The following is a 17,571-nucleotide window of genomic DNA, read 5'->3' as shown; positions in this document are numbered from 1 at the left end:
TAATTACACTATTATTCTAACATCTTTAAGCAAGAAAGTCTGTAAACTTATCCAAATATAAAACGACACTCAATAAATCAGCTGCTCCACCCGGACTTATCCAACGGCGCTTGCAGGTTTTATTGAGGTGGTTAACCTGGTCAAGGAAAGCCTGGTCATCTAGGTTAGCAGCTGTCAAATTACGACAAGAAACCTGCAACCAGTTATAGCCCATCATACCTCCCCGCTTGATGACATTAGTGTCTTCTACATAAGCCATCAAATAAATTAAGCAACGGATTTTGGCAGTTTTTGGATGACTCTTTTTAAATAACTGATACTGATAAAAGCCGGCCTGAACAGTAGGATAGCCTAGCTCAGCCTCGCGTCTGATGCCGGCAATACCATGTTCTAGATAGACCCGTTCTCCATGCGTTAGCTTCTCTTTACTAGCCAAATCTTGCCAATCATTAGTAATCAGCCCAGCTAACATTTGTCGTAAGTAGGCATAGACCTTGGCTAAAAATGCTTGGCTAGATAAATTAGCTTGACCATAATCGCGTAAACAAGCTGTACTAGCAGTTAAAAATACACCCATATTAAAGATGACGCCCTTGTGGGTGTTAACACCTTGAGTAGCTGCAAACATAGACTGCTCGGCTTCAATGCCTAGCTGACGCAAACTGTTAAAAATGGCTTTGGCCGACTTATCAGCATATCCCAGTTGCGCAGCGGCCTCAAAATAAGCTTGCAAGGATAAACTAGACCGAATAAAGGTAGTTAAATCCATATCATCATGAGCCCCTGCATCAAGAGCATCAACCAAGCCAGGTTTTGGGGTAAGGCTAGCCTCCTCCAACACACTTTCTAGAGCCAAATTGCTCAAGTCTTTGACTAGGTTTTCTTGGTCACAAATTTGTTGATTATTCTCAGTCGCTTGCTGATTGTAAACTAACAGTTGACCCATAACGAGTTGACTGGGTTGGTCTAGACTAATCTCTAAATCTTGGCTGATAACTTGAGCGATGTGGTATTCAGCTTCCATCAAATGGTTAGTCACAATCACCTTAATTTTGTCAAAATCTCGGGCCCGCATATAGCGATAAATAAGCCAGTGCTCATCCAAGGCTTTTCGCCGTCTTTGGTCTCCTTCTAAGGAAATGCGGCGGAAACGATCCAGGTATTCACGTAACCTTTTGACAATGCCATATAAGCGTGGCATATCAGCATAACTGTATATATAGTTATTAAATTCACCAAACAAACGGTTGAGGGCCTCATCGTCTGCTTGGTCATATGCTAGCTCAGAAGATTTAAAATTAGCTTCCATATCATCAAACTGTTCATTAGTCATATTTTGTGCGGCACTAATCGTCGCTAAATAATCTAAGGCTTGACGAAGTTGAAAAATTTCCTGAACATCTTTAACGGTAAATTTCTTAACAGTTACTCCCACGCGCGGAATATATTCTACTAAATCTTCATCTTCTAACCGACGAAGGGCATCACGAATAGGTGTCCGCGAAATATTCAATTGATCAGCATAAACCTTTTCATTAATTCGTTCGCCGACTGGAATTTGGCCGGCTAGGATCGCTACCCGCAAGGCTTCAAAAACGATTTGGCTGAGTGTCGTCCCGCCCCGCTTGGATCCTTTTTGAATATATTCTTGCAAATAGGCAAATTTTTCCATAATTTCACCGTCCCTACATCATTTTCTAAAATAAAAATAAGGCAAGCCCGCTTCCTAAGACAGCAGGCTTGCCTGTTAGCATAGTTTAGTCTTTTAACTTACGAATAGTATCAATGATGGTACCATCGCGGTATTCAATCATTGCTACGACCTCATCATCAAATTCAATCGGTGCCGGCTTACCAACTATATTATAGGCCGTATCGCGTAATTCTTCAATTGTTTTCAACTTCATACCAGCTGCTTGTAACTGGTCAATCAAGTCTTGTCGGCGTGGGTTAACTGCCACACCATAGTCAGTGACCACAACATCAACTGTTTCACCTGGCGTGGTTACTGAAGTAAGATGATCAGTTACAGAAGGAATCCTAGAACGAATCAATGGGGTGACAATAATAGTCACTTTAGCACCGGCTGCTGTATCTGGGTGACCACCTGGAGCCCCTTGAATCAAGCCATCAGAACCTTGAACTACGTTAACATTGAAATCAGTATCGACCTCTAATGCCCCTAGGATAACATAGTCTAGATAGTTTACATAAGCACCTTTGTTGAAGGGGTTAGCATACTGGGATGCAGAAATTTCAACATGATTAGGCGTATTATGAACTGACTCTACCGATGGAATATCAAAGTCTTGTGTATCAAGAATAGTACGGATGTAACCTTCTTTTAACAGGTCAACCATTGGTTCTGTAATACCACCTAAGGCAAAGCCCATCTTGATATCCTTAGCATCCATATGTGGCTTCATGAAACGTGTAACCGCTAGAGAAGGTCCCCCAGCACCTGTTTGGAAGCTAAAACCATCTTTAAAGTATTCTGTATTGACAATTACCTCAGCTGCTTGTTCAGCAATAGCCAATTCGCGTGGATCATCCGTTAAACGAATTGCCCCTGAAGCAATCTTAGATGGATCACCAACTGCATCGACTTCTACAACATAATCAACATCTACAGCTTCTATTGAAGCTGATTTATTAGGTACAGGTACGATAGTATCAGTTAACACAACCACATGGTCAGCATACTTAGCATCCACATCAGCATATGATAACACACCACACTCAGAATTACCGCCTTTACCGGATGCATTACCCAATTCATCTGCAGTAGGAGCGCCAATAAAGGCAACATCAATATGGACTTCTCCAGATTCAATGGCTCTTACCCGGCCACCATGAGTCCGAATCATAGCAGGATGTTTCAGTTTGCCACGAGAAATTGCTTCACCTAATTCATCACGAACCCCAGAAGTAGAAATGCCAGTTACTGTGCCATCTTCAATCATTGGCACGATATCCTTAGCTGCTCGTCCTAAACTAGAAGCACAAATATACAGGTCCTTAATACCTAAATTATGAATGGCCTTCATTACTGTTGGTAGGGTATAATCCCCATTACGGAAGTGGTGGTGGAAAGACACACACATACCATCTTTCAGACCAGTTTTCTTGATAGCTTCCTCTAAACTAACTAATTTACTCTCATCATTATGGACATTGGCCTTTACTCGTGGTGCTGCCTTAGTATACTCATAATCTTGTCTAGCGTATGCGCCTTGGAAAACTTCTTTTCCATCGACCAATAACTCATTTGGAATCTCTCTGCCTATTGCGTTTTTCATGCTAAATCCCCCTCATAAATACCTGATGCTTGGGCTAAGGCTAGGGTACGCTTGGCCCCTTCAACATGGGCTATATCGACCATTTGACCGTCAACAACAAGCACACCTACACCACGTTTTTCGTTTTCTTTAATTGCTAAGATAATCCGTTCCGCATGACGGATTTCTTTTTCAGTCGGTGTAAAGACTTGATGAACAGGTTTAATTTGTTTTGGTGAAATCAAGGATTTACCATCAAAGCCCATATTAAAAATCATTTCAGTTTCGTTAATTAAACCTTCGATATTATCTACATCCGTATACACCGTATCAAAGGCCATGATGCCAGCTGCTCTAGCGGCCATTAGAATCATGCCGCGAGCAGTAGCCAACTCTTCACCACCCGGTGTAGACTGGGCATGCATTTCACTACGAAAATCACCAGCGGATAAAGCAATTCCCATCATCCGTTCTGAAGCGACAGCGATATCCTTGGCGTTAAAAACAGCCAAAGGTGATTCAATCGCACCCATAATCATAGTTGAGCCTACTTCTTTTCCAAATTCTTTTTCAGCTTCCTCAATTAAACGCTCAACTAAACGCACATCATCGGCAGTTTCAGTTTTTGCAATACGGATGCCGTCACAGCCACCTGCTACCGCTGCGCGAATGTCTTCTTCATAATAAGGTGAATCAAGCGCATTAATTCTTACCCAAATCTCAGTTTCACCGTAGTCTAGATCCATCAAGGTATTATAGAGCTGAATACGAGCAGAATCTTTCTCATTAATTGATACCGCATCTTCCAGGTCTAAAATTACACAGTCTGGACCGTAAACATAAGGATCCTTAACTAGAGAGGCTCGTTGGGCATTCAAAAACATCATGGTCCGTCTTACTTCTCTTCTCATATTTTAGTCCCCCATGGTAAATCTTTATCTTGGTCAAGCGCACGAAAAACTGCAGTTTGCACCCGAGAACGAATGGTACAATCTAGGGCACCATGATCATCCGCAGTCAACTTAACCCCCTGTATTTCTAAGTTATCTAAAGTTTTTTCAATAGTTTGATAAATCTGGTCGCCAAACTGATCAATCACACTAGAGGTTAAATTAATCTCTCTTTGATCATGAGGTTCAACAATCACTTGGATATCAGAGGACTCCAAAGTGCCAGCAATCGCTTGATGTTTTAATTCCATTAAGCTTCCTCCTTAAATTCTTATACCTTAAATTTAAGGCAAGAAAGCCCTTTCGTCAACCGGGTGAAACCATTAAGAACAGTAAAAAAACAGTAAAAAAAGCCTAGCATAGCTAGGCTTTTAGCGATGACCCGTACGGGACTCGAACCCGTGTTACCGCCGTGAAAGGGCGGTGTCTTAACCGCTTGACCAACGGGCCAAATATAAAAATAAGAAATGGTCCGAGACAGAGTCGAACTGCCGACACCGTGAGCTTCAATCACGTGCTCTACCAACTGAGCTATCGGACCTAAAAAATAATTACGGTCCCGACGGGAATCGAACCCGCGATCTCCTGCGTGACAGGCAGGCGTGATAACCGCTACACCACGGGACCTAATAAGTAATTGCGGAGACAGGATTCGAACCTGCGACCTCCGGGTTATGAGCCCGACGAGCTGCCAACTGCTCTACTCCGCGGTAATCAAAGGTTCAATGTACATAAAGATGCACAATGGCTCCCTAGTCAATAGACTAGTAAGGAGGATAAGGGATTCGAACCCTTGCGCGCTTTTACACGCCTGACGGTTTTCAAGACCGTTCCCTTCAGCCGGACTTGGGTAATCCTCCAAGATGCTATTCATTCAATTGTAGCAATGACCCGTACGGGACTCGAACCCGTGTTACCGCCGTGAAAGGGCGGTGTCTTAACCGCTTGACCAACGGGCCATGGTAAATAAAATATGGAGAATAAGGGATTCGAACCCTTGCGCCGCTAACGCGACCTAACGATTTAGCAAACCGTCCTCTTCAGCCTCTTGAGTAATTCTCCACTTATGGGCCTGAGTGGACTCGAACCACCGACCTCACCCTTATCAGGGGTGCGCTCTAACCAGCTGAGCTACAGGCCCATTACAATATATATTATATGGTAAAGCGGGTGACGAGAATCGAACTCGCGACAACAGCTTGGAAGGCTGTAGTTTTACCACTAAACTACACCCGCATATATACGGTCCCGACGGGAATCGAACCCGCGATCTCCTGCGTGACAGGCAGGCGTGATAACCGCTACACCACGGGACCTAATAAGTAATTGCGGAGACAGGATTCGAACCTGCGACCTCCGGGTTATGAGCCCGACGAGCTGCCAACTGCTCTACTCCGCGATAATAATACTACCTTTATAAGGTAAGGAGGATAAGGGATTCGAACCCTTGCGCGCTTTTACACGCCTGACGGTTTTCAAGACCGTTCCCTTCAGCCGGACTTGGGTAATCCTCCAAAATATAATGGACCTTGTAGGACTCGAACCTACGGCCGGACGGTTATGAGCCGTCTGCTCTAACCAACTGAGCTAAAGGTCCAAGTTCAAAGTCAATAATAGCGGCGGAGGGGATCGAACCCCCGACCTCCCGGGTATGAACCGGACGCTCTAGCCAGCTGAGCTACACCGCCATCTTATACTCAGGTATCACTACCAAAGTTATCGGGAAAACAGGATTCGAACCTGCGACCCCTTGGTCCCAAACCAAGTGCTCTACCAAGCTGAGCTATTTCCCGGTATGCACCCAGCAGGATTCGAACCTGCAACCGCCTGATTCGTAGTCAGGTACTCTATCCAGTTGAGCCATGGGTGCTTAATATATAAATGCCGAGGACCGGAATCGAACCGGTACGAAGTTTAACCTTCGCAGGATTTTAAGTCCTGTGCGTCTGCCTGTTCCGCCACCCCGGCCTAAGCCGATAAAATAAAAGGCAATAAGCGGAAAACGGGGTTCGAACCCGCGACCCCCACCTTGGCAAGGTGGTGCTCTACCACTGAGCTATTTCCGCGTAAGAGTGCCGGCTAAAGGACTTGAACCCTCGACCCTCTGATTACAAATCAGATGCTCTACCAACTGAGCTAAGCCGGCAAAATAAAAATATAGTGCGGGTGAAGGGACTTGAACCCCCACGCCTTGCGGCGCCAGATCCTAAATCTGGTGCGTCTGCCAATTCCGCCACACCCGCGTACTATAATGACCCGTGCAGGATTCGAACCTGCGACCCACTGATTAAAAGTCAGTTGCTCTACCGACTGAGCTAACGAGTCGTAATTATTAATGGAGGATGAGGGGTTCGAACCCCCGACATCCTGCTTGTAAGGCAGACGCTCTCCCAGCTGAGCTAATCCTCCATAATTGCACGGCGACGTCCTAGTCTCACAGGGGGCAACCCCCAACTACATTCGGCGCTAAGAAGCTTAACTTCTGTGTTCGGGATGGGAACAGGTGTGACCTTCTTGCCATCATCACCGCACAATTTTATCTTTATGAGCTTTGTTCGCTCAAAACTGAATCTGTAAGCTAAAACCTCATACAACTAACTCTTTGGATAAGTCCTCGACCGATTAGTACTAGTCCGCTCCATACATCACTGCACTTCCACTTCTAGCCTATCTACCTGATCTTCTCTCAGGGGTCTTACTATCTTATAGATATGGGAAATCTCATCTTGAGGGGGGCTTCGCGCTTAGATGCTTTCAGCGCTTATCCCGTCCACACATAGCTACCCAGCTCTGCTCCTGGTGGAACAACTGGTACACCAGCGGTGTGTCCATCCCGGTCCTCTCGTACTAAGGACAGCTCCTCTCAAATTTCCAACGCCCGCGACGGATAGGGACCGAACTGTCTCACGACGTTCTGAACCCAGCTCGCGTACCGCTTTAATGGGCGAACAGCCCAACCCTTGGGACCGACTTCAGCCCCAGGATGCGATGAGCCGACATCGAGGTGCCAAACCTCCCCGTCGATGTGAACTCTTGGGGGAGATAAGCCTGTTATCCCCAGGGTAGCTTTTATCCGTTGAGCGATGGCCCTTCCATGCGGAACCACCGGATCACTAAGCCCGACTTTCGTCCCTGCTCGACTTGTAGGTCTCGCAGTCAAGCTCCCTTCTGCCTTTGCACTCTGCGAATGATTTCCAACCATTCTGAGGGAACCTTTGGGCGCCTCCGTTACATTTTAGGAGGCGACCGCCCCAGTCAAACTGCCCGACTGACACTGTCTCCCGACCGGATCACGGCCGTGGGTTAGAGTGGTCATATCACAAGGGTAGTATCCCACCAGTGCCTCCACCGAAACTAGCGTCCCGGTTTCTACGGCTCCTACCTATCCTGTACATGTCACACAAACACTCAATATCAACCTGCAGTAAAGCTCCATGGGGTCTTTCCGTCCTGTCGCGGGTAACCAGCATCTTCACTGGTACTACAATTTCACCGAGTCTCTCGTTGAGACAGTGCCCAAATCGTTACGCCTTTCGTGCGGGTCAGAACTTACCTGACAAGGAATTTCGCTACCTTAGGACCGTTATAGTTACGGCCGCCGTTTACTGGGGCTTCAATTCAATGCTTCGCATACGCTAACACGTCCTCTTAACCTTCCAGCACCGGGCAGGCGTCAGCCTCTATACGTCATCTTTCGATTTTGCAGAGACCTGTGTTTTTGATAAACAGTCGCTTGGGCCTATTCACTGCGGCTGACCTTGCGGTCAGCACCCCTTCTCCCGAAGTTACGGGGTCATTTTGCCGAGTTCCTTAACGAGAGTTCGCTCGCTCACCTTAGTATACTCTACTCAACTACCTGTGTCGGTTTGCGGTACGGGTTGTCTGATTCTAACTAGAAACTTTTCTCGACAGTGTGATGTCAGTAGCTTCGGTACTTAACTTCCCTCGCCATCACAGCTTGTCCTTAACACGAAGCATTTGACTCTGTGTCAGACTTACTGCTTGGACGCGTTTTTCCATCTCCGCGCTCTACTTAACCTCCTGTGTCCTTCCATTGCTCAAACAAATCAGACAAGTACAGGAATGTCAACCTGTTGGCCATCGCCTACGCTTGTCAGCCTCGGCTTAGGTCCCGACTAACCCTGGGAGGACGAGCCTTCCCCAGGAAACCTTAGTTATTCGGTGGACGGGATTCTCACCCGTCTTTCGCTACTCATACCGGCATTCTCACTTCTATGCGCTCCACGACTCCTCACGGTACCGCTTCAATGCCCATAGAACGCTCTCCTACCATCCTTACGGATCCACAGCTTCGGTGTTCAGTTTAGCCCCGGTAAATTTTCGGCGCAGGGTCACTCGACTAGTGAGCTATTACGCACTCTTTAAATGATGGCTGCTTCTAAGCCAACATCCTAGTTGTCTAAGCAACCCCACATCCTTTTCCACTTAACTGAAACTTTGGGACCTTAGCTGGTGGTCTGGGCTGTTTCCCTTTCGACTACGGATCTTATCACTCGCAGTCTGACTCCCGGATTAAACTATTTGGCATTCGGAGTTTATCAGATTTCGGTAACCCTGGATGGGCCCCTAGATCAAACAGTGCTCTACCTCCAATAGTCATCATCCGAGGCTAGCCCTAAAGCTATTTCGGAGAGAACCAGCTATCTCCAAGTTCGATTGGAATTTCTCCGCTACCCTCACCTCATCCCCGCCTTTTTCAACAGACGTGGGTTCGGTCCTCCAGTGCGTTTTACCGCACCTTCAACCTGGACAAGGGTAGGTCACCTGGTTTCGGGTCTACGACAACATACTCAACGCCCTATTCAGACTCGCTTTCGCTATGGCTCCGTTTCTTCCACTTAACCTTGCATGCTATCGTAACTCGCCGGTCCGTTCTACAAAAAGTACGCCATCACCCATTAACGGGCTCTGACTGCTTGTAAGCGCACGGTTTCAGGTACTATTTCACTCCCCTCCCGGGGTGCTTTTCACCTTTCCCTCACGGTACTGGTTCACTATCGGTCACTAGGGAGTATTTAGGCTTGGGAGATGGTCCTCCCGGATTCCGACGGAATTCCACGTGTTCCGCCGTACTCAGGATACTGCTAGGCCAACGCAACCTTTCGTCTACAGGATTTTCACCTTCTTTGATTAACCATTCCAGGTTATTCGACTAAGTTTTGTCATACCACATTGCAGTCCTACAACCCCAAGATGCAAGCATCTTGGTTTGGCCTCTTTCCGTTTCGCTCGCCGCTACTTGGGAAATCGATGTTTCTTTCTCTTCCTACAGGTACTAAGATGTTTCAGTTCCCTGCGTCTACCTCAGTTTTACTATGTATTGATAAAACTGTAACTACCTATCAAAGTAGCTGGGTTCCCCCATTCGGAAATCTCCGGATCAAAGCTTACTTACAGCTCCCCGAAGCATATCGGTGTTCGTCCCGTCCTTCATCGGCTCCTAGTGCCAAGGCATCCACCGTGCGCCCTTATTCACTTAACCACCGGTTAAGTTGTATGATTCGCGATTGAGTGTTCACTCTTTCGGTTTTTACTCTTGGTAAAATTGTTGAATCTCATTATCTCCTGGTAGAAATAATGATTTTCATGGTTTATTACTTACAGTATTCAGTTTTCAAAGAACAAAGTTTGAGAGACAGACCTCTCAAAACTAAACAAATAGACAAATGTGCATTCCGTAATATCCTTAGAAAGGAGGTGATCCAGCCGCACCTTCCGATACGGCTACCTTGTTACGACTTCACCCCAATTATCTGTCCCACCTTCGGCGGCTGGCTCCAAAAGGTTACCTCACCGACTTCGGGTGTTACAAACTCTCGTGGTGTGACGGGCGGTGTGTACAAGACCCGGGAACGTATTCACCGTGGCGTGCTGATCCACGATTACTAGCGATTCCGGCTTCATGTAGTCGAGTTGCAGACTACAATCCGAACTGAGAATGGCTTTAAGAGATTTGCTTACCCTCGCGAGTTTGCGGCTCGTTGTACCATCCATTGTAGCACGTGTGTAGCCCAAGTCATAAGGGGCATGATGATTTGACGTCATCCCCACCTTCCTCCGGTTTGTCACCGGCAGTCTCGCTAGAGTGCCCAACTGAATGCTGGCAACTAACGATAAGGGTTGCGCTCGTTGCGGGACTTAACCCAACATCTCACGACACGAGCTGACGACAACCATGCACCACCTGTCACTCTGTCCCCGAAGGGAAAGCCCTATCTCTAGGGTGGTCAGAGGATGTCAAGACTTGGTAAGGTTCTTCGCGTTGCTTCGAATTAAACCACATGCTCCACCGCTTGTGCGGGTCCCCGTCAATTCCTTTGAGTTTCAGCCTTGCGGCCGTACTCCCCAGGCGGAGTGCTTATTGCGTTAACTGCGGCACTGAAGGGTGGAAACCCTCCAACACCTAGCACTCATCGTTTACGGCGTGGACTACCAGGGTATCTAATCCTGTTTGCTCCCCACGCTTTCGAGCCTCAGTGTCAGTTACAGACCAGAAAGTCGCCTTCGCCACTGGTGTTCCTCCATATATCTACGCATTCCACCGCTACACATGGAATTCCACTTTCCTCTTCTGCACTCAAGTTCCCCAGTTTCCAATGACCTTCCACGGTTAAGCCGTGGGCTTTCACATCAGACTTAAGAAACCACCTGCGCTCCCTTTACGCCCAATAAATCCGGACAACGCTTGCCACCTACGTATTACCGCGGCTGCTGGCACGTAGTTAGCCGTGGCTTTCTGGTGAGCTACCGTCAAGGTTGTAGTAGTTAATTACAACTTGTTCTTCACTCACAACAGAGTTTTACGATCCGAAAACCTTCTTCACTCACGCGGCGTTGCTCCGTCAGACTTGCGTCCATTGCGGAAGATTCCCTACTGCTGCCTCCCGTAGGAGTTTGGGCCGTGTCTCAGTCCCAATGTGGCCGATCACCCTCTCAGGTCGGCTATGCATCATCGTCTTGGTAGGCCGTTACCCCACCAACTAACTAATGCACCGCAAGGTCATCGATAAGTGACAGCAGAGCCGTCTTTCCAATCCCTGTCATGCGACATGGATTACTATGCGGTATTAGCACCCGTTTCCGGATGTTATCCCCCGCTTATCGGTAGATTCCTTACGTGTTACTCACCCGTTCGCCGCTAACGTCAGGAGTGCAAGCACTCCGTCAGTTCGCTCGACTTGCATGTATTAGGCACGCCGCCAGCGTTCGTCCTGAGCCAGGATCAAACTCTCGTTAAAAGTTTGAGCTACGCTCATTGCTGACGTCTTTATAGTCTTCGTCCAGACTATCATTTGAATTGTTGGTTCATCAACCGAAGTTGATGCCCTACACATTTGGTTCGTCTATTTGTTCAGTTTTCAAAGGTCTATCGCTGTCCGCTCGGGACAACTACTTAAATATATCACGTACTTGATTTGTTGTCAAGAACTTTTTTGAAATATTTTTTGTCGTAAACTTTCGTTTCGCGACAACTTCTAAATATTATCATGGTCTCGATAAACTGTCAAGAACTTTTTGAAATATTTTTTTAACGACTTGAAATTAATCATTGACGTTCTTTTATAATACATCAGGCAAACTTTGTTTGCAAGTGTTTTTTAAAGTTTTTTGCATCCGTCTTTCGGACAAGGAATATAATATCAAGATTATTAAACTTTGGCAAGAGCTTTTTGAAAATTATTTTGATTTTTTTTATTAAACTCCTCGATAAGCTCATTATTATTGTCTTTATTGTATATAGTACTTATGATTTTTCAATATAGTCATAGCTAGGATATAGGGCTTATTGTGACAGTCAACTTTTGTAAAAAAAATGAGAACCAACAGGATGACTGTTGGTTCTCAAGTCTAGTTATGTTATCAATTTTTCTATAATCGCTCATTTAATTTTGCTGCTAAATCTTCATAACCTGGTTTACCAAGTAAGGCAAACATATTTTTCTTGTAAGCTTCAACACCCGGTTGGTCAAAAGGATTGACCCCATTTAAATAACCAGAAATACCAACAGCAATTTCAAAGAAATACACTAAGTAACCAAAACTATATTCATCCATTTTTGGAATAGTAATCACAAAATTAGGTACCTGTCCATCTTGGTGAGCTAATAGTGTCCCTTGGAAGGCCTTGCTATTGACAAAATCGACATCCTTGCCTTCTAAGTAAGATAGACCATCAGCATCACTATCTAGAGTTGGAATCGTCACTGTTTTCTCTGCCTGGTCTACTTTAACAACCGTTTCAAAGATATTACGCCGACCTTCTTGAATATATTGACCTAAAGAGTGAAGGTCAGTAGAAAAATTAGCGGAAGATGGATAAATGCCTTTTAAGTCTTTACCTTCTGACTCACCATACAGTTGCTTCCACCACTCATTAAAGTATTGCATTTTTGGTTCATAGTTAATTAATAACTCGGTTACTTTGCCTTTACGATACAAAATATTGCGTAAAGCAGCGTATTGATAAGCCTCGTTTTCAGCTAATTGGTCAGACTGATAAGCTTGCATGGCATCTTTAGCACCAGCTAGAATTTGGTCAGTATCAATACCAGCCACAGCAATTGGTAGTAAACCAACTGGGGTCAATACAGTAAATCGTCCACCAATATCATCAGGAATAACAAAACTTTCGTACCCTTCTTGATTAGCTTCCGATTTTAAAGCGCCAGCTTGTCTATCAGTAGTGGCGTAAATACGACCTCTAGCGCCTTCTTTACCATATTTATTGATTAATAGCTCTTTAAAGATTCTGAAAGCAATCGAGGTTTCAGTAGTAGTACCAGATTTAGAAATAACATTAACTGAAAAATCACGGTCGCCTATAATTTCAATTAAGTCTGCTAAATAAGTCGATGAAATAGAATTCCCTGCGAACAGAATCTGTGGTGTTTGCCGTTGACTCGTATCTTGTAGGTTGTAGAAAGAATGAGATAAGAAATCAATAGCTGCTTTGGCACCCAGATAAGAACCGCCAATTCCTAAAACAACCAGTACCTCTGAGTCGGATTGGATTTTAGCAGCAGCCTCCTTGACCCGTTGGTACTCTTCTTTATCATAATTTTCCGGTAAATCTAGCCAGCCAATAAAATCATTACCTTGGCCAGTCCCTTCTCTTAGCATTTGGTCAGCCAAGGATACAAATGGTTGCAGATATGTCAACTCGTGGTCGGCGATATAAGGTTGGGCAGCACTGTAGTCAAAAGTTATATGTGGCATTATAATCTCTCCTCACTATTTTCAATCCGTTCTAATGCTTCATTAGTCCATGCTGGCATCTTGTCTGCTAAACTTTTAAAGCCTATTTGTGGTGGACGGCGCCGGCGGGGTCTTTTTTTCCATTTTTTTACCTGGCTAGGCGCATATTGTAAAGATCTGAGTGATAAGCTCATCTTGTCACTATATTCATCAATATCTATAACTTGGGCTTGTACATGGTCACCTAGTTTAAAGCGTTTATCTAAATCAGAGACAAAACCATGGTTAATCTCTGATATATGGATAAGGGCTTGATAGCGATCATCGATTTTTACGAACACACCGTAATTTTGAATGCCGGTTATTACGCCCTCAACGATTTGACCGATATGAAATACATCTGTCAATTTATCTTGCATCATAAAACCTACTCTACAATCGTAATACGCTCAATAATCACATCTTCAAGTGGCTTATCTTGACTATTCCGTTCCACTTGTTCAATCTCATAAACAGTATCTAAGCCAGTTACGACTTGACCAAATACTGTGTGACGTTGGTCTAACCAAGGTGTACCGCCTTTTTCTTCATAAGCAGCTACAATCTCCTTGGGCCAACCACCAGCTTCTAACTGTCCTAGCATCGGAGCTGGAACTTCCTTGGCCGATACAATAAAAAATTGCGAGCCATTTGTATTTGGCCCAGCATTAGCCATAGACAAGGCACCATTGAGGTTAAAGAGCTCTAAAGAAAATTCATCAGCAAATTTCTGACCGTAAATCGACTCACCACCCATACCAGTACCAGTTGGGTCGCCACCCTGAATCATAAAATCAGGAATGACACGGTGAAAAATCACCCCATCGTAATAACCCTGTTTAGCTAATTCAATAAAATTTTCAACTGTTTTAGGTGCTTGGTCAGCAAACAAGGCTAACTGAATATCACCATGATTCGTATGAATAATTGCTTGTTGATAAGCATTTAAATCTTCTAATTGTGGATATGCCATAATCTACCTCCTATTATCATCTTAACCTTATTGTAACAATAATTAGTTGTATTTGATATAGTTAAATTTAAACGTTATCATTGTTCATCTACTTTTATTTATCAGGCTTTTCATGCTATTATTAATAATTGAAAGACTTGCAGTAAATAGAAAGGAATTGACCCATGTTCAACTTCCCCCTCGTGGCTGGTGTCACTGCTATTATTACTACCCAAATTATTAAATACCCAATTGCCCTTATTTTCAAGCGCCCCAATGCTAATCTATCTATCATTCACGCAACTGGGGGTATGCCATCTTCACACTCTGCTGCTGTAACAGCCTTAATCGTTGCTTTAATCTTTGAATATGGCTTTACTTCCCCTTATGTAGCTATCGCTGCCATTTTTGGCATGATAATTATGTTCGATGCCATGGGCGTGCGCCGTCAAAGTGGTGAACAGGGTGTACTCGTCCACTACCAAACCAAGGTCCTTAAATCTTGGGCCCATGACCATCAAGATCAAGCCTTATTAGACAAGTTACAAGAAATGGATGAAGATGATATGGTTATTAATGATTATCTGGGACACAAGCCCTCGGAAGTCATTGGTGGCATCATCACCGGCAGCTTGGTAGCTTTATTACTTCGTTACCTCTTTACCTTATAGTAATCAAGAAAGGATATCTATGAATAAAAAAAGTGATTTACTCGTCGTCGGTGCCGGTCCAGTGGGTCTTTTTACCGCCTTTTATGCCGGCATGCGTAATTTATCAGTGACCCTAATTGACTCCTTACCAGAAATCGGCGGTCAGCCCAAAGCCCTCTATCCGCAAAAAAATATTTTTGATATTCCAGTCCATCCCCGCATTTCAGGTGAAGAGCTCACTAACCAACTATTTGACCAGGTACGCCGCTTCGCTGATACAACTGATATTCGTTTAGAAGAAGAGGTACAAGCTGTAGAGAAACAAGCAGATGGGAGCTTTATCGTACACAGCTCTCAATCTAGTTATCATGTTAGGGCAGTTATCATTGCAGCTGGCAACGGTTCTTTTAAAGCTCGGAAAGTAAAGCTAGCTGGTGCTGATCAATACGAAGGGCTGGGCCTGGATTATTTTATTAGTGATTATCAGCAATTTATTGGTAAAACTGTTGCTGTCTGTGGTGGTGGCGACTCAGCCCTAGACACTGCTTTAGGCCTGCGGGATATAGCTGATCAAGTCTACCTCATTCATCGCCGAGACGGCTTTCGCGCCCATGAACATAGTGTATCCATCGCCAAAAAGGCTAACAATATCAGCTTTTTAACCCCCTATGTTCCCATTGAGATTGTAGGTAACGGTCAACATGTAACAGGAATACAACTCCAGAAAGGCCGCAGTGATGACCAAGTTAACTTAGAAGTAGACCAAGTAATTATGGCCTATGGTTTTACCTCATCAATTGGACCAATAAAAGACTGGGGATTAGACTTGCAACAAAATAATATTTTGGTTAACGAAAATATGCAAACCTCCATTCCTGGTATCTTTGCTGTAGGCGATATAGTTAGCTACCCAGGCAAGACCAAATTGATTGTTTCTGGTTTTGGGGAAGCCCCGACTGCTATCAATGCAGCCTTTAGTTATATCCATCCTGACCAACTGATCTCACCCGTTCACTCCTCTACTCTTTTTGAGGGCGAATAGCATAAAAAAACCTGTGACTAGTTTATTTTAGTCACAGGTTTTTTTATATAGTAATTTACCCAAGCTAATCCACCTAGGAAAATGCATAAGGCTAAAGCAAATAATTGCAAGAAGAAGCCTTCCGTCAAGACTAGTATAATCGGATCTGTTCTGGGATCAAAAATCCAAGCATTGTTATTAAAGAAAATCTGGTGGAAAAGGGTAAAGAACCGAGAAAAGTTCAAAACTAATAAAACTAATAAGCCTATTAAAAATACTATCAGCCTTTTAATATCCCGCTTGATATGGCATGCCCACTCTTCAAAAAAACCATGCTTGACTTGGTAAATAGTATAGGGGCCCAAAACAAACAGGCAGACATAGACTAAATAAAATAAACGCCGCACTTCATAGAAATGGAAAGCGCCAGCAGTAGAAATAGCGAAATAGTTAAAACTTAGTGGCTGGCGGGTAAAGCTGTGTAAATAAGCCATCATTTGACCATAATCACTTAAAATTTCTGCCTGGCTAAAATTTAAAACTGGCTGAATGAGGCCTAATTTCATATTCACATAAAAGATTGCTGGAGATAAAGCAATTGTCAAGCTAATAGCTAAAGCCAGCATAGCCAACATCAGCACAATGAATTTTATATAGTAACTAATTTTTGCCATAGTTGGTCAAGCTCCTGATAATCTTGCACATAATAGTCCGCCTGAATGCCTAACTTGGTTTGGTCCGCTTGCTGGTGGACACCTGTTCCTATATGAATAGTCTTAACGCCAGCATTAATACCTGCCTGGATATCCGTGGTTAAGTTATCACCTAGAATATAAACTTGGTGCTTGGCTAGGCCAAGCTTATCAATCGCACCATCGACAATTGCCGGACTGGGCTTGCCACATGTAGTTGGAGCTTGCCCAGTAACCTGGCTGACCATATCCGCCAAAGCGCCCGCTCCAGGCACGAAATAATTCGCTTCGGGGTACTGGACATCTGGATTAGTTAAATAGAATTGACTACCTGCTTCTATAAATTTGCAAGCTTGCGCTAATTGGCCATAGCACACTCCTTGGTCTAATCCCATAATAACCAAATCAACAGTCTCTTTCTCTGAATGACCAGCTTGATCGTAAATATGGGCACCTGCCTGTCGCAAACTATCTTTTAGATAAGGGGCGCCAATAACATAGACATCTCGCCCATTTAATTCCCTGCCATCCCGGTCTAACTGGGCCAGCAAGGCATCAACCGATGTATAGAATTGATCTGGTCTAACAGCAATTTCATGAACATCCTGCAAAAAGCTGGCCGCTTGCTGGTGGGTACGCGTCGCATTATTGGTTAAGAACAGGTGTGGGCAGCCCCGCTCGTTTAGTCGGGCTACAAAATCACGTGCGCCAGTAATTTCCTGTTGGCCTCGATAGAGGGTGCCATCTAAATCAATTAATAAGCCTAGAGACAT

The 17,571-nt window shown here is 44.6% G+C and carries 10 protein-coding genes, 22 tRNA genes, 3 rRNA genes and 2 pseudogenes; 2 read left to right on the top strand and 35 right to left on the bottom strand.

Annotated features, from left to right (window positions below):
• Window positions 1-25: 25 nt before the first annotated feature.
• The 33 genes and pseudogenes from citG to AWM75_RS06905 all read right to left on the bottom strand — a co-directional run.
• Window positions 26-868: pseudogene (gene citG, locus AWM75_RS08950) on the bottom strand (triphosphoribosyl-dephospho-CoA synthase CitG); the annotation flags it as partial.
• Window positions 869-1,084: 216 nt separating this feature from the next.
• A pseudogene (locus tag AWM75_RS08945) lies at window positions 1,085-1,672 on the bottom strand (GntR family transcriptional regulator); the annotation flags it as partial.
• Between the two features lie 85 nt (window positions 1,673-1,757).
• Complete coding sequence (citF, locus tag AWM75_RS07055) at window positions 1,758-3,299, bottom strand: citrate lyase subunit alpha (protein ID WP_067980064.1); 1,542 nt, start codon at window positions 3,297-3,299, stop codon at window positions 1,758-1,760.
• Complete coding sequence (locus AWM75_RS07050) at window positions 3,296-4,189, bottom strand: aldolase/citrate lyase family protein (protein ID WP_067980061.1); 894 nt, start codon at window positions 4,187-4,189, stop codon at window positions 3,296-3,298. Before AWM75_RS07050 ends, citF begins: the two co-directional genes overlap by 4 nt.
• Window positions 4,186-4,479 (bottom strand): citrate lyase acyl carrier protein, encoded by a 294-nt coding sequence (gene citD, locus AWM75_RS07045; protein WP_067980058.1) that lies wholly within the window; start codon window positions 4,477-4,479, stop codon window positions 4,186-4,188. Before citD ends, AWM75_RS07050 begins: the two co-directional genes overlap by 4 nt.
• A gap of 127 nt (window positions 4,480-4,606) precedes the next feature.
• A tRNA-Glu gene (locus AWM75_RS07040) sits at window positions 4,607-4,678 on the bottom strand.
• A gap of 18 nt (window positions 4,679-4,696) precedes the next feature.
• Window positions 4,697-4,769 (bottom strand) — tRNA-Phe (locus tag AWM75_RS07035).
• A gap of 13 nt (window positions 4,770-4,782) precedes the next feature.
• Window positions 4,783-4,855, bottom strand: a tRNA-Asp gene (locus tag AWM75_RS07030).
• 10 nt (window positions 4,856-4,865) lie between these two features.
• Window positions 4,866-4,938, bottom strand: a tRNA-Met gene (locus AWM75_RS07025).
• A 60-nt stretch (window positions 4,939-4,998) separates the two neighbouring features.
• Window positions 4,999-5,088: transfer RNA gene (locus tag AWM75_RS07020), tRNA-Ser, on the bottom strand.
• Window positions 5,089-5,115: 27 nt separating this feature from the next.
• A tRNA-Glu gene (locus AWM75_RS07015) sits at window positions 5,116-5,187 on the bottom strand.
• A gap of 15 nt (window positions 5,188-5,202) precedes the next feature.
• Window positions 5,203-5,290: transfer RNA gene (locus tag AWM75_RS07010), tRNA-Ser, on the bottom strand.
• 5 nt (window positions 5,291-5,295) lie between these two features.
• A tRNA-Ile gene (locus tag AWM75_RS07005) sits at window positions 5,296-5,369 on the bottom strand.
• Window positions 5,370-5,393: 24 nt separating this feature from the next.
• Window positions 5,394-5,464: transfer RNA gene (locus AWM75_RS07000), tRNA-Gly, on the bottom strand.
• Between the two features lie 7 nt (window positions 5,465-5,471).
• Window positions 5,472-5,544: transfer RNA gene (locus tag AWM75_RS06995), tRNA-Asp, on the bottom strand.
• Window positions 5,545-5,554: 10 nt separating this feature from the next.
• A tRNA-Met gene (locus AWM75_RS06990) sits at window positions 5,555-5,627 on the bottom strand.
• Between the two features lie 25 nt (window positions 5,628-5,652).
• Window positions 5,653-5,742, bottom strand: a tRNA-Ser gene (locus AWM75_RS06985).
• Window positions 5,743-5,751: 9 nt separating this feature from the next.
• Window positions 5,752-5,825, bottom strand: a tRNA-Ile gene (locus tag AWM75_RS06980).
• Window positions 5,826-5,842: 17 nt separating this feature from the next.
• A tRNA-Met gene (locus AWM75_RS06975) sits at window positions 5,843-5,916 on the bottom strand.
• A 31-nt stretch (window positions 5,917-5,947) separates the two neighbouring features.
• Window positions 5,948-6,021: transfer RNA gene (locus AWM75_RS06970), tRNA-Pro, on the bottom strand.
• Window positions 6,022-6,024: 3 nt separating this feature from the next.
• A tRNA-Arg gene (locus tag AWM75_RS06965) sits at window positions 6,025-6,098 on the bottom strand.
• Between the two features lie 12 nt (window positions 6,099-6,110).
• Window positions 6,111-6,196: transfer RNA gene (locus AWM75_RS06960), tRNA-Leu, on the bottom strand.
• Window positions 6,197-6,222: 26 nt separating this feature from the next.
• Window positions 6,223-6,294: transfer RNA gene (locus tag AWM75_RS06955), tRNA-Gly, on the bottom strand.
• Between the two features lie 7 nt (window positions 6,295-6,301).
• A tRNA-Thr gene (locus tag AWM75_RS06950) sits at window positions 6,302-6,374 on the bottom strand.
• Window positions 6,375-6,389: 15 nt separating this feature from the next.
• A tRNA-Leu gene (locus tag AWM75_RS06945) sits at window positions 6,390-6,471 on the bottom strand.
• Between the two features lie 9 nt (window positions 6,472-6,480).
• Window positions 6,481-6,553 (bottom strand) — tRNA-Lys (locus AWM75_RS06940).
• Window positions 6,554-6,564: 11 nt separating this feature from the next.
• A tRNA-Val gene (locus tag AWM75_RS06935) sits at window positions 6,565-6,637 on the bottom strand.
• A gap of 6 nt (window positions 6,638-6,643) precedes the next feature.
• Window positions 6,644-6,759: ribosomal RNA gene (gene rrf / locus AWM75_RS06930) — 5S ribosomal RNA — on the bottom strand.
• 71 nt (window positions 6,760-6,830) lie between these two features.
• Window positions 6,831-9,731, bottom strand: a 23S ribosomal RNA gene (locus tag AWM75_RS06925).
• A gap of 208 nt (window positions 9,732-9,939) precedes the next feature.
• Window positions 9,940-11,487: ribosomal RNA gene (locus tag AWM75_RS06920) — 16S ribosomal RNA — on the bottom strand.
• Together the 16S, 23S and 5S rRNA genes with 22 tRNA genes alongside form the textbook arrangement of a ribosomal RNA operon.
• 631 nt (window positions 11,488-12,118) lie before the next feature.
• Window positions 12,119-13,465, bottom strand: a complete 1,347-nt coding sequence (locus AWM75_RS06915) for a glucose-6-phosphate isomerase (RefSeq protein WP_067980055.1) — start codon at window positions 13,463-13,465, stop codon at window positions 12,119-12,121.
• Complete coding sequence (locus AWM75_RS06910) at window positions 13,465-13,863, bottom strand: CvfD/Ygs/GSP13 family RNA-binding post-transcriptional regulator (RefSeq protein ID WP_067980052.1); 399 nt, start codon at window positions 13,861-13,863, stop codon at window positions 13,465-13,467. Before AWM75_RS06910 ends, AWM75_RS06915 begins: the two co-directional genes overlap by 1 nt.
• An 8-nt stretch (window positions 13,864-13,871) precedes the next feature.
• Entirely contained in the window at window positions 13,872-14,456 is a 585-nt protein-coding gene (locus tag AWM75_RS06905; protein ID WP_067980049.1) for a peptidylprolyl isomerase, read from the bottom strand.
• Between the two features lie 164 nt (window positions 14,457-14,620).
• Here AWM75_RS06905 and AWM75_RS06900 point away from each other — a divergent pair, with 164 nt between their 5' ends.
• Together AWM75_RS06900 and AWM75_RS06895 are read left to right on the top strand one after the other, a co-directional pair.
• Entirely contained in the window at window positions 14,621-15,106 is a 486-nt protein-coding gene (locus AWM75_RS06900; protein WP_067980046.1) for a divergent PAP2 family protein, read from the top strand.
• A gap of 19 nt (window positions 15,107-15,125) precedes the next feature.
• Window positions 15,126-16,127: an NAD(P)/FAD-dependent oxidoreductase gene (locus AWM75_RS06895; protein ID WP_067980044.1), complete on the top strand. Its 1,002-nt coding sequence runs from the start codon at window positions 15,126-15,128 to the stop codon at window positions 16,125-16,127.
• Window positions 16,128-16,144: 17 nt separating this feature from the next.
• Here AWM75_RS06895 and AWM75_RS06890 read toward each other — a convergent pair whose 3' ends face one another.
• Together AWM75_RS06890 and AWM75_RS06885 are read right to left on the bottom strand one after the other, a co-directional pair.
• Window positions 16,145-16,780: a TIGR01906 family membrane protein gene (locus AWM75_RS06890; RefSeq protein ID WP_067980041.1), complete on the bottom strand. Its 636-nt coding sequence runs from the start codon at window positions 16,778-16,780 to the stop codon at window positions 16,145-16,147.
• Complete coding sequence (locus tag AWM75_RS06885) at window positions 16,756-17,571, bottom strand: HAD-IIA family hydrolase (protein ID WP_067980039.1); 816 nt, start codon at window positions 17,569-17,571, stop codon at window positions 16,756-16,758. Before AWM75_RS06885 ends, AWM75_RS06890 begins: the two co-directional genes overlap by 25 nt.

The organism is Aerococcus urinaehominis (genome assembly GCF_001543245.1).
In the GTDB taxonomy this organism is placed as follows: Bacteria; Bacillota; Bacilli; order Lactobacillales; family Aerococcaceae; genus Aerococcus; species Aerococcus urinaehominis.
Note: the sequence above shows the minus strand (reverse complement) of the source record. Positions and strands in the feature narration are given on the sequence as shown.

What these genes read in the sequence shown, in the direction of transcription:
- AWM75_RS06895 (WP_067980044.1), top strand. Translation starts at nt 15,126, where the DNA reads ATGAATAAAAAAAGTGATTTACTCGTCGTCGGTGCCGGTCCAGTGGGT.
- AWM75_RS06905 (WP_067980049.1), bottom strand. Translation starts at nt 14,456, where the DNA reads ATGGCATATCCACAATTAGAAGATTTAAATGCTTATCAACAAGCAATT.
- AWM75_RS06885 (WP_067980039.1), bottom strand. Translation starts at nt 17,571, where the DNA reads ATGTCTCTAGGCTTATTAATTGATTTAGATGGCACCCTCTATCGAGGC.
- AWM75_RS07050 (WP_067980061.1), bottom strand. Translation starts at nt 4,189, where the DNA reads ATGAGAAGAGAAGTAAGACGGACCATGATGTTTTTGAATGCCCAACGA.
- AWM75_RS06915 (WP_067980055.1), bottom strand. Translation starts at nt 13,465, where the DNA reads ATGCCACATATAACTTTTGACTACAGTGCTGCCCAACCTTATATCGCC.
- AWM75_RS06910 (WP_067980052.1), bottom strand. Translation starts at nt 13,863, where the DNA reads ATGCAAGATAAATTGACAGATGTATTTCATATCGGTCAAATCGTTGAG.
- AWM75_RS06890 (WP_067980041.1), bottom strand. Translation starts at nt 16,780, where the DNA reads ATGGCAAAAATTAGTTACTATATAAAATTCATTGTGCTGATGTTGGCT.
- AWM75_RS06900 (WP_067980046.1), top strand. Translation starts at nt 14,621, where the DNA reads ATGTTCAACTTCCCCCTCGTGGCTGGTGTCACTGCTATTATTACTACC.
- citD (WP_067980058.1), bottom strand. Translation starts at nt 4,479, where the DNA reads ATGGAATTAAAACATCAAGCGATTGCTGGCACTTTGGAGTCCTCTGAT.
- citF (WP_067980064.1), bottom strand. Translation starts at nt 3,299, where the DNA reads ATGAAAAACGCAATAGGCAGAGAGATTCCAAATGAGTTATTGGTCGAT.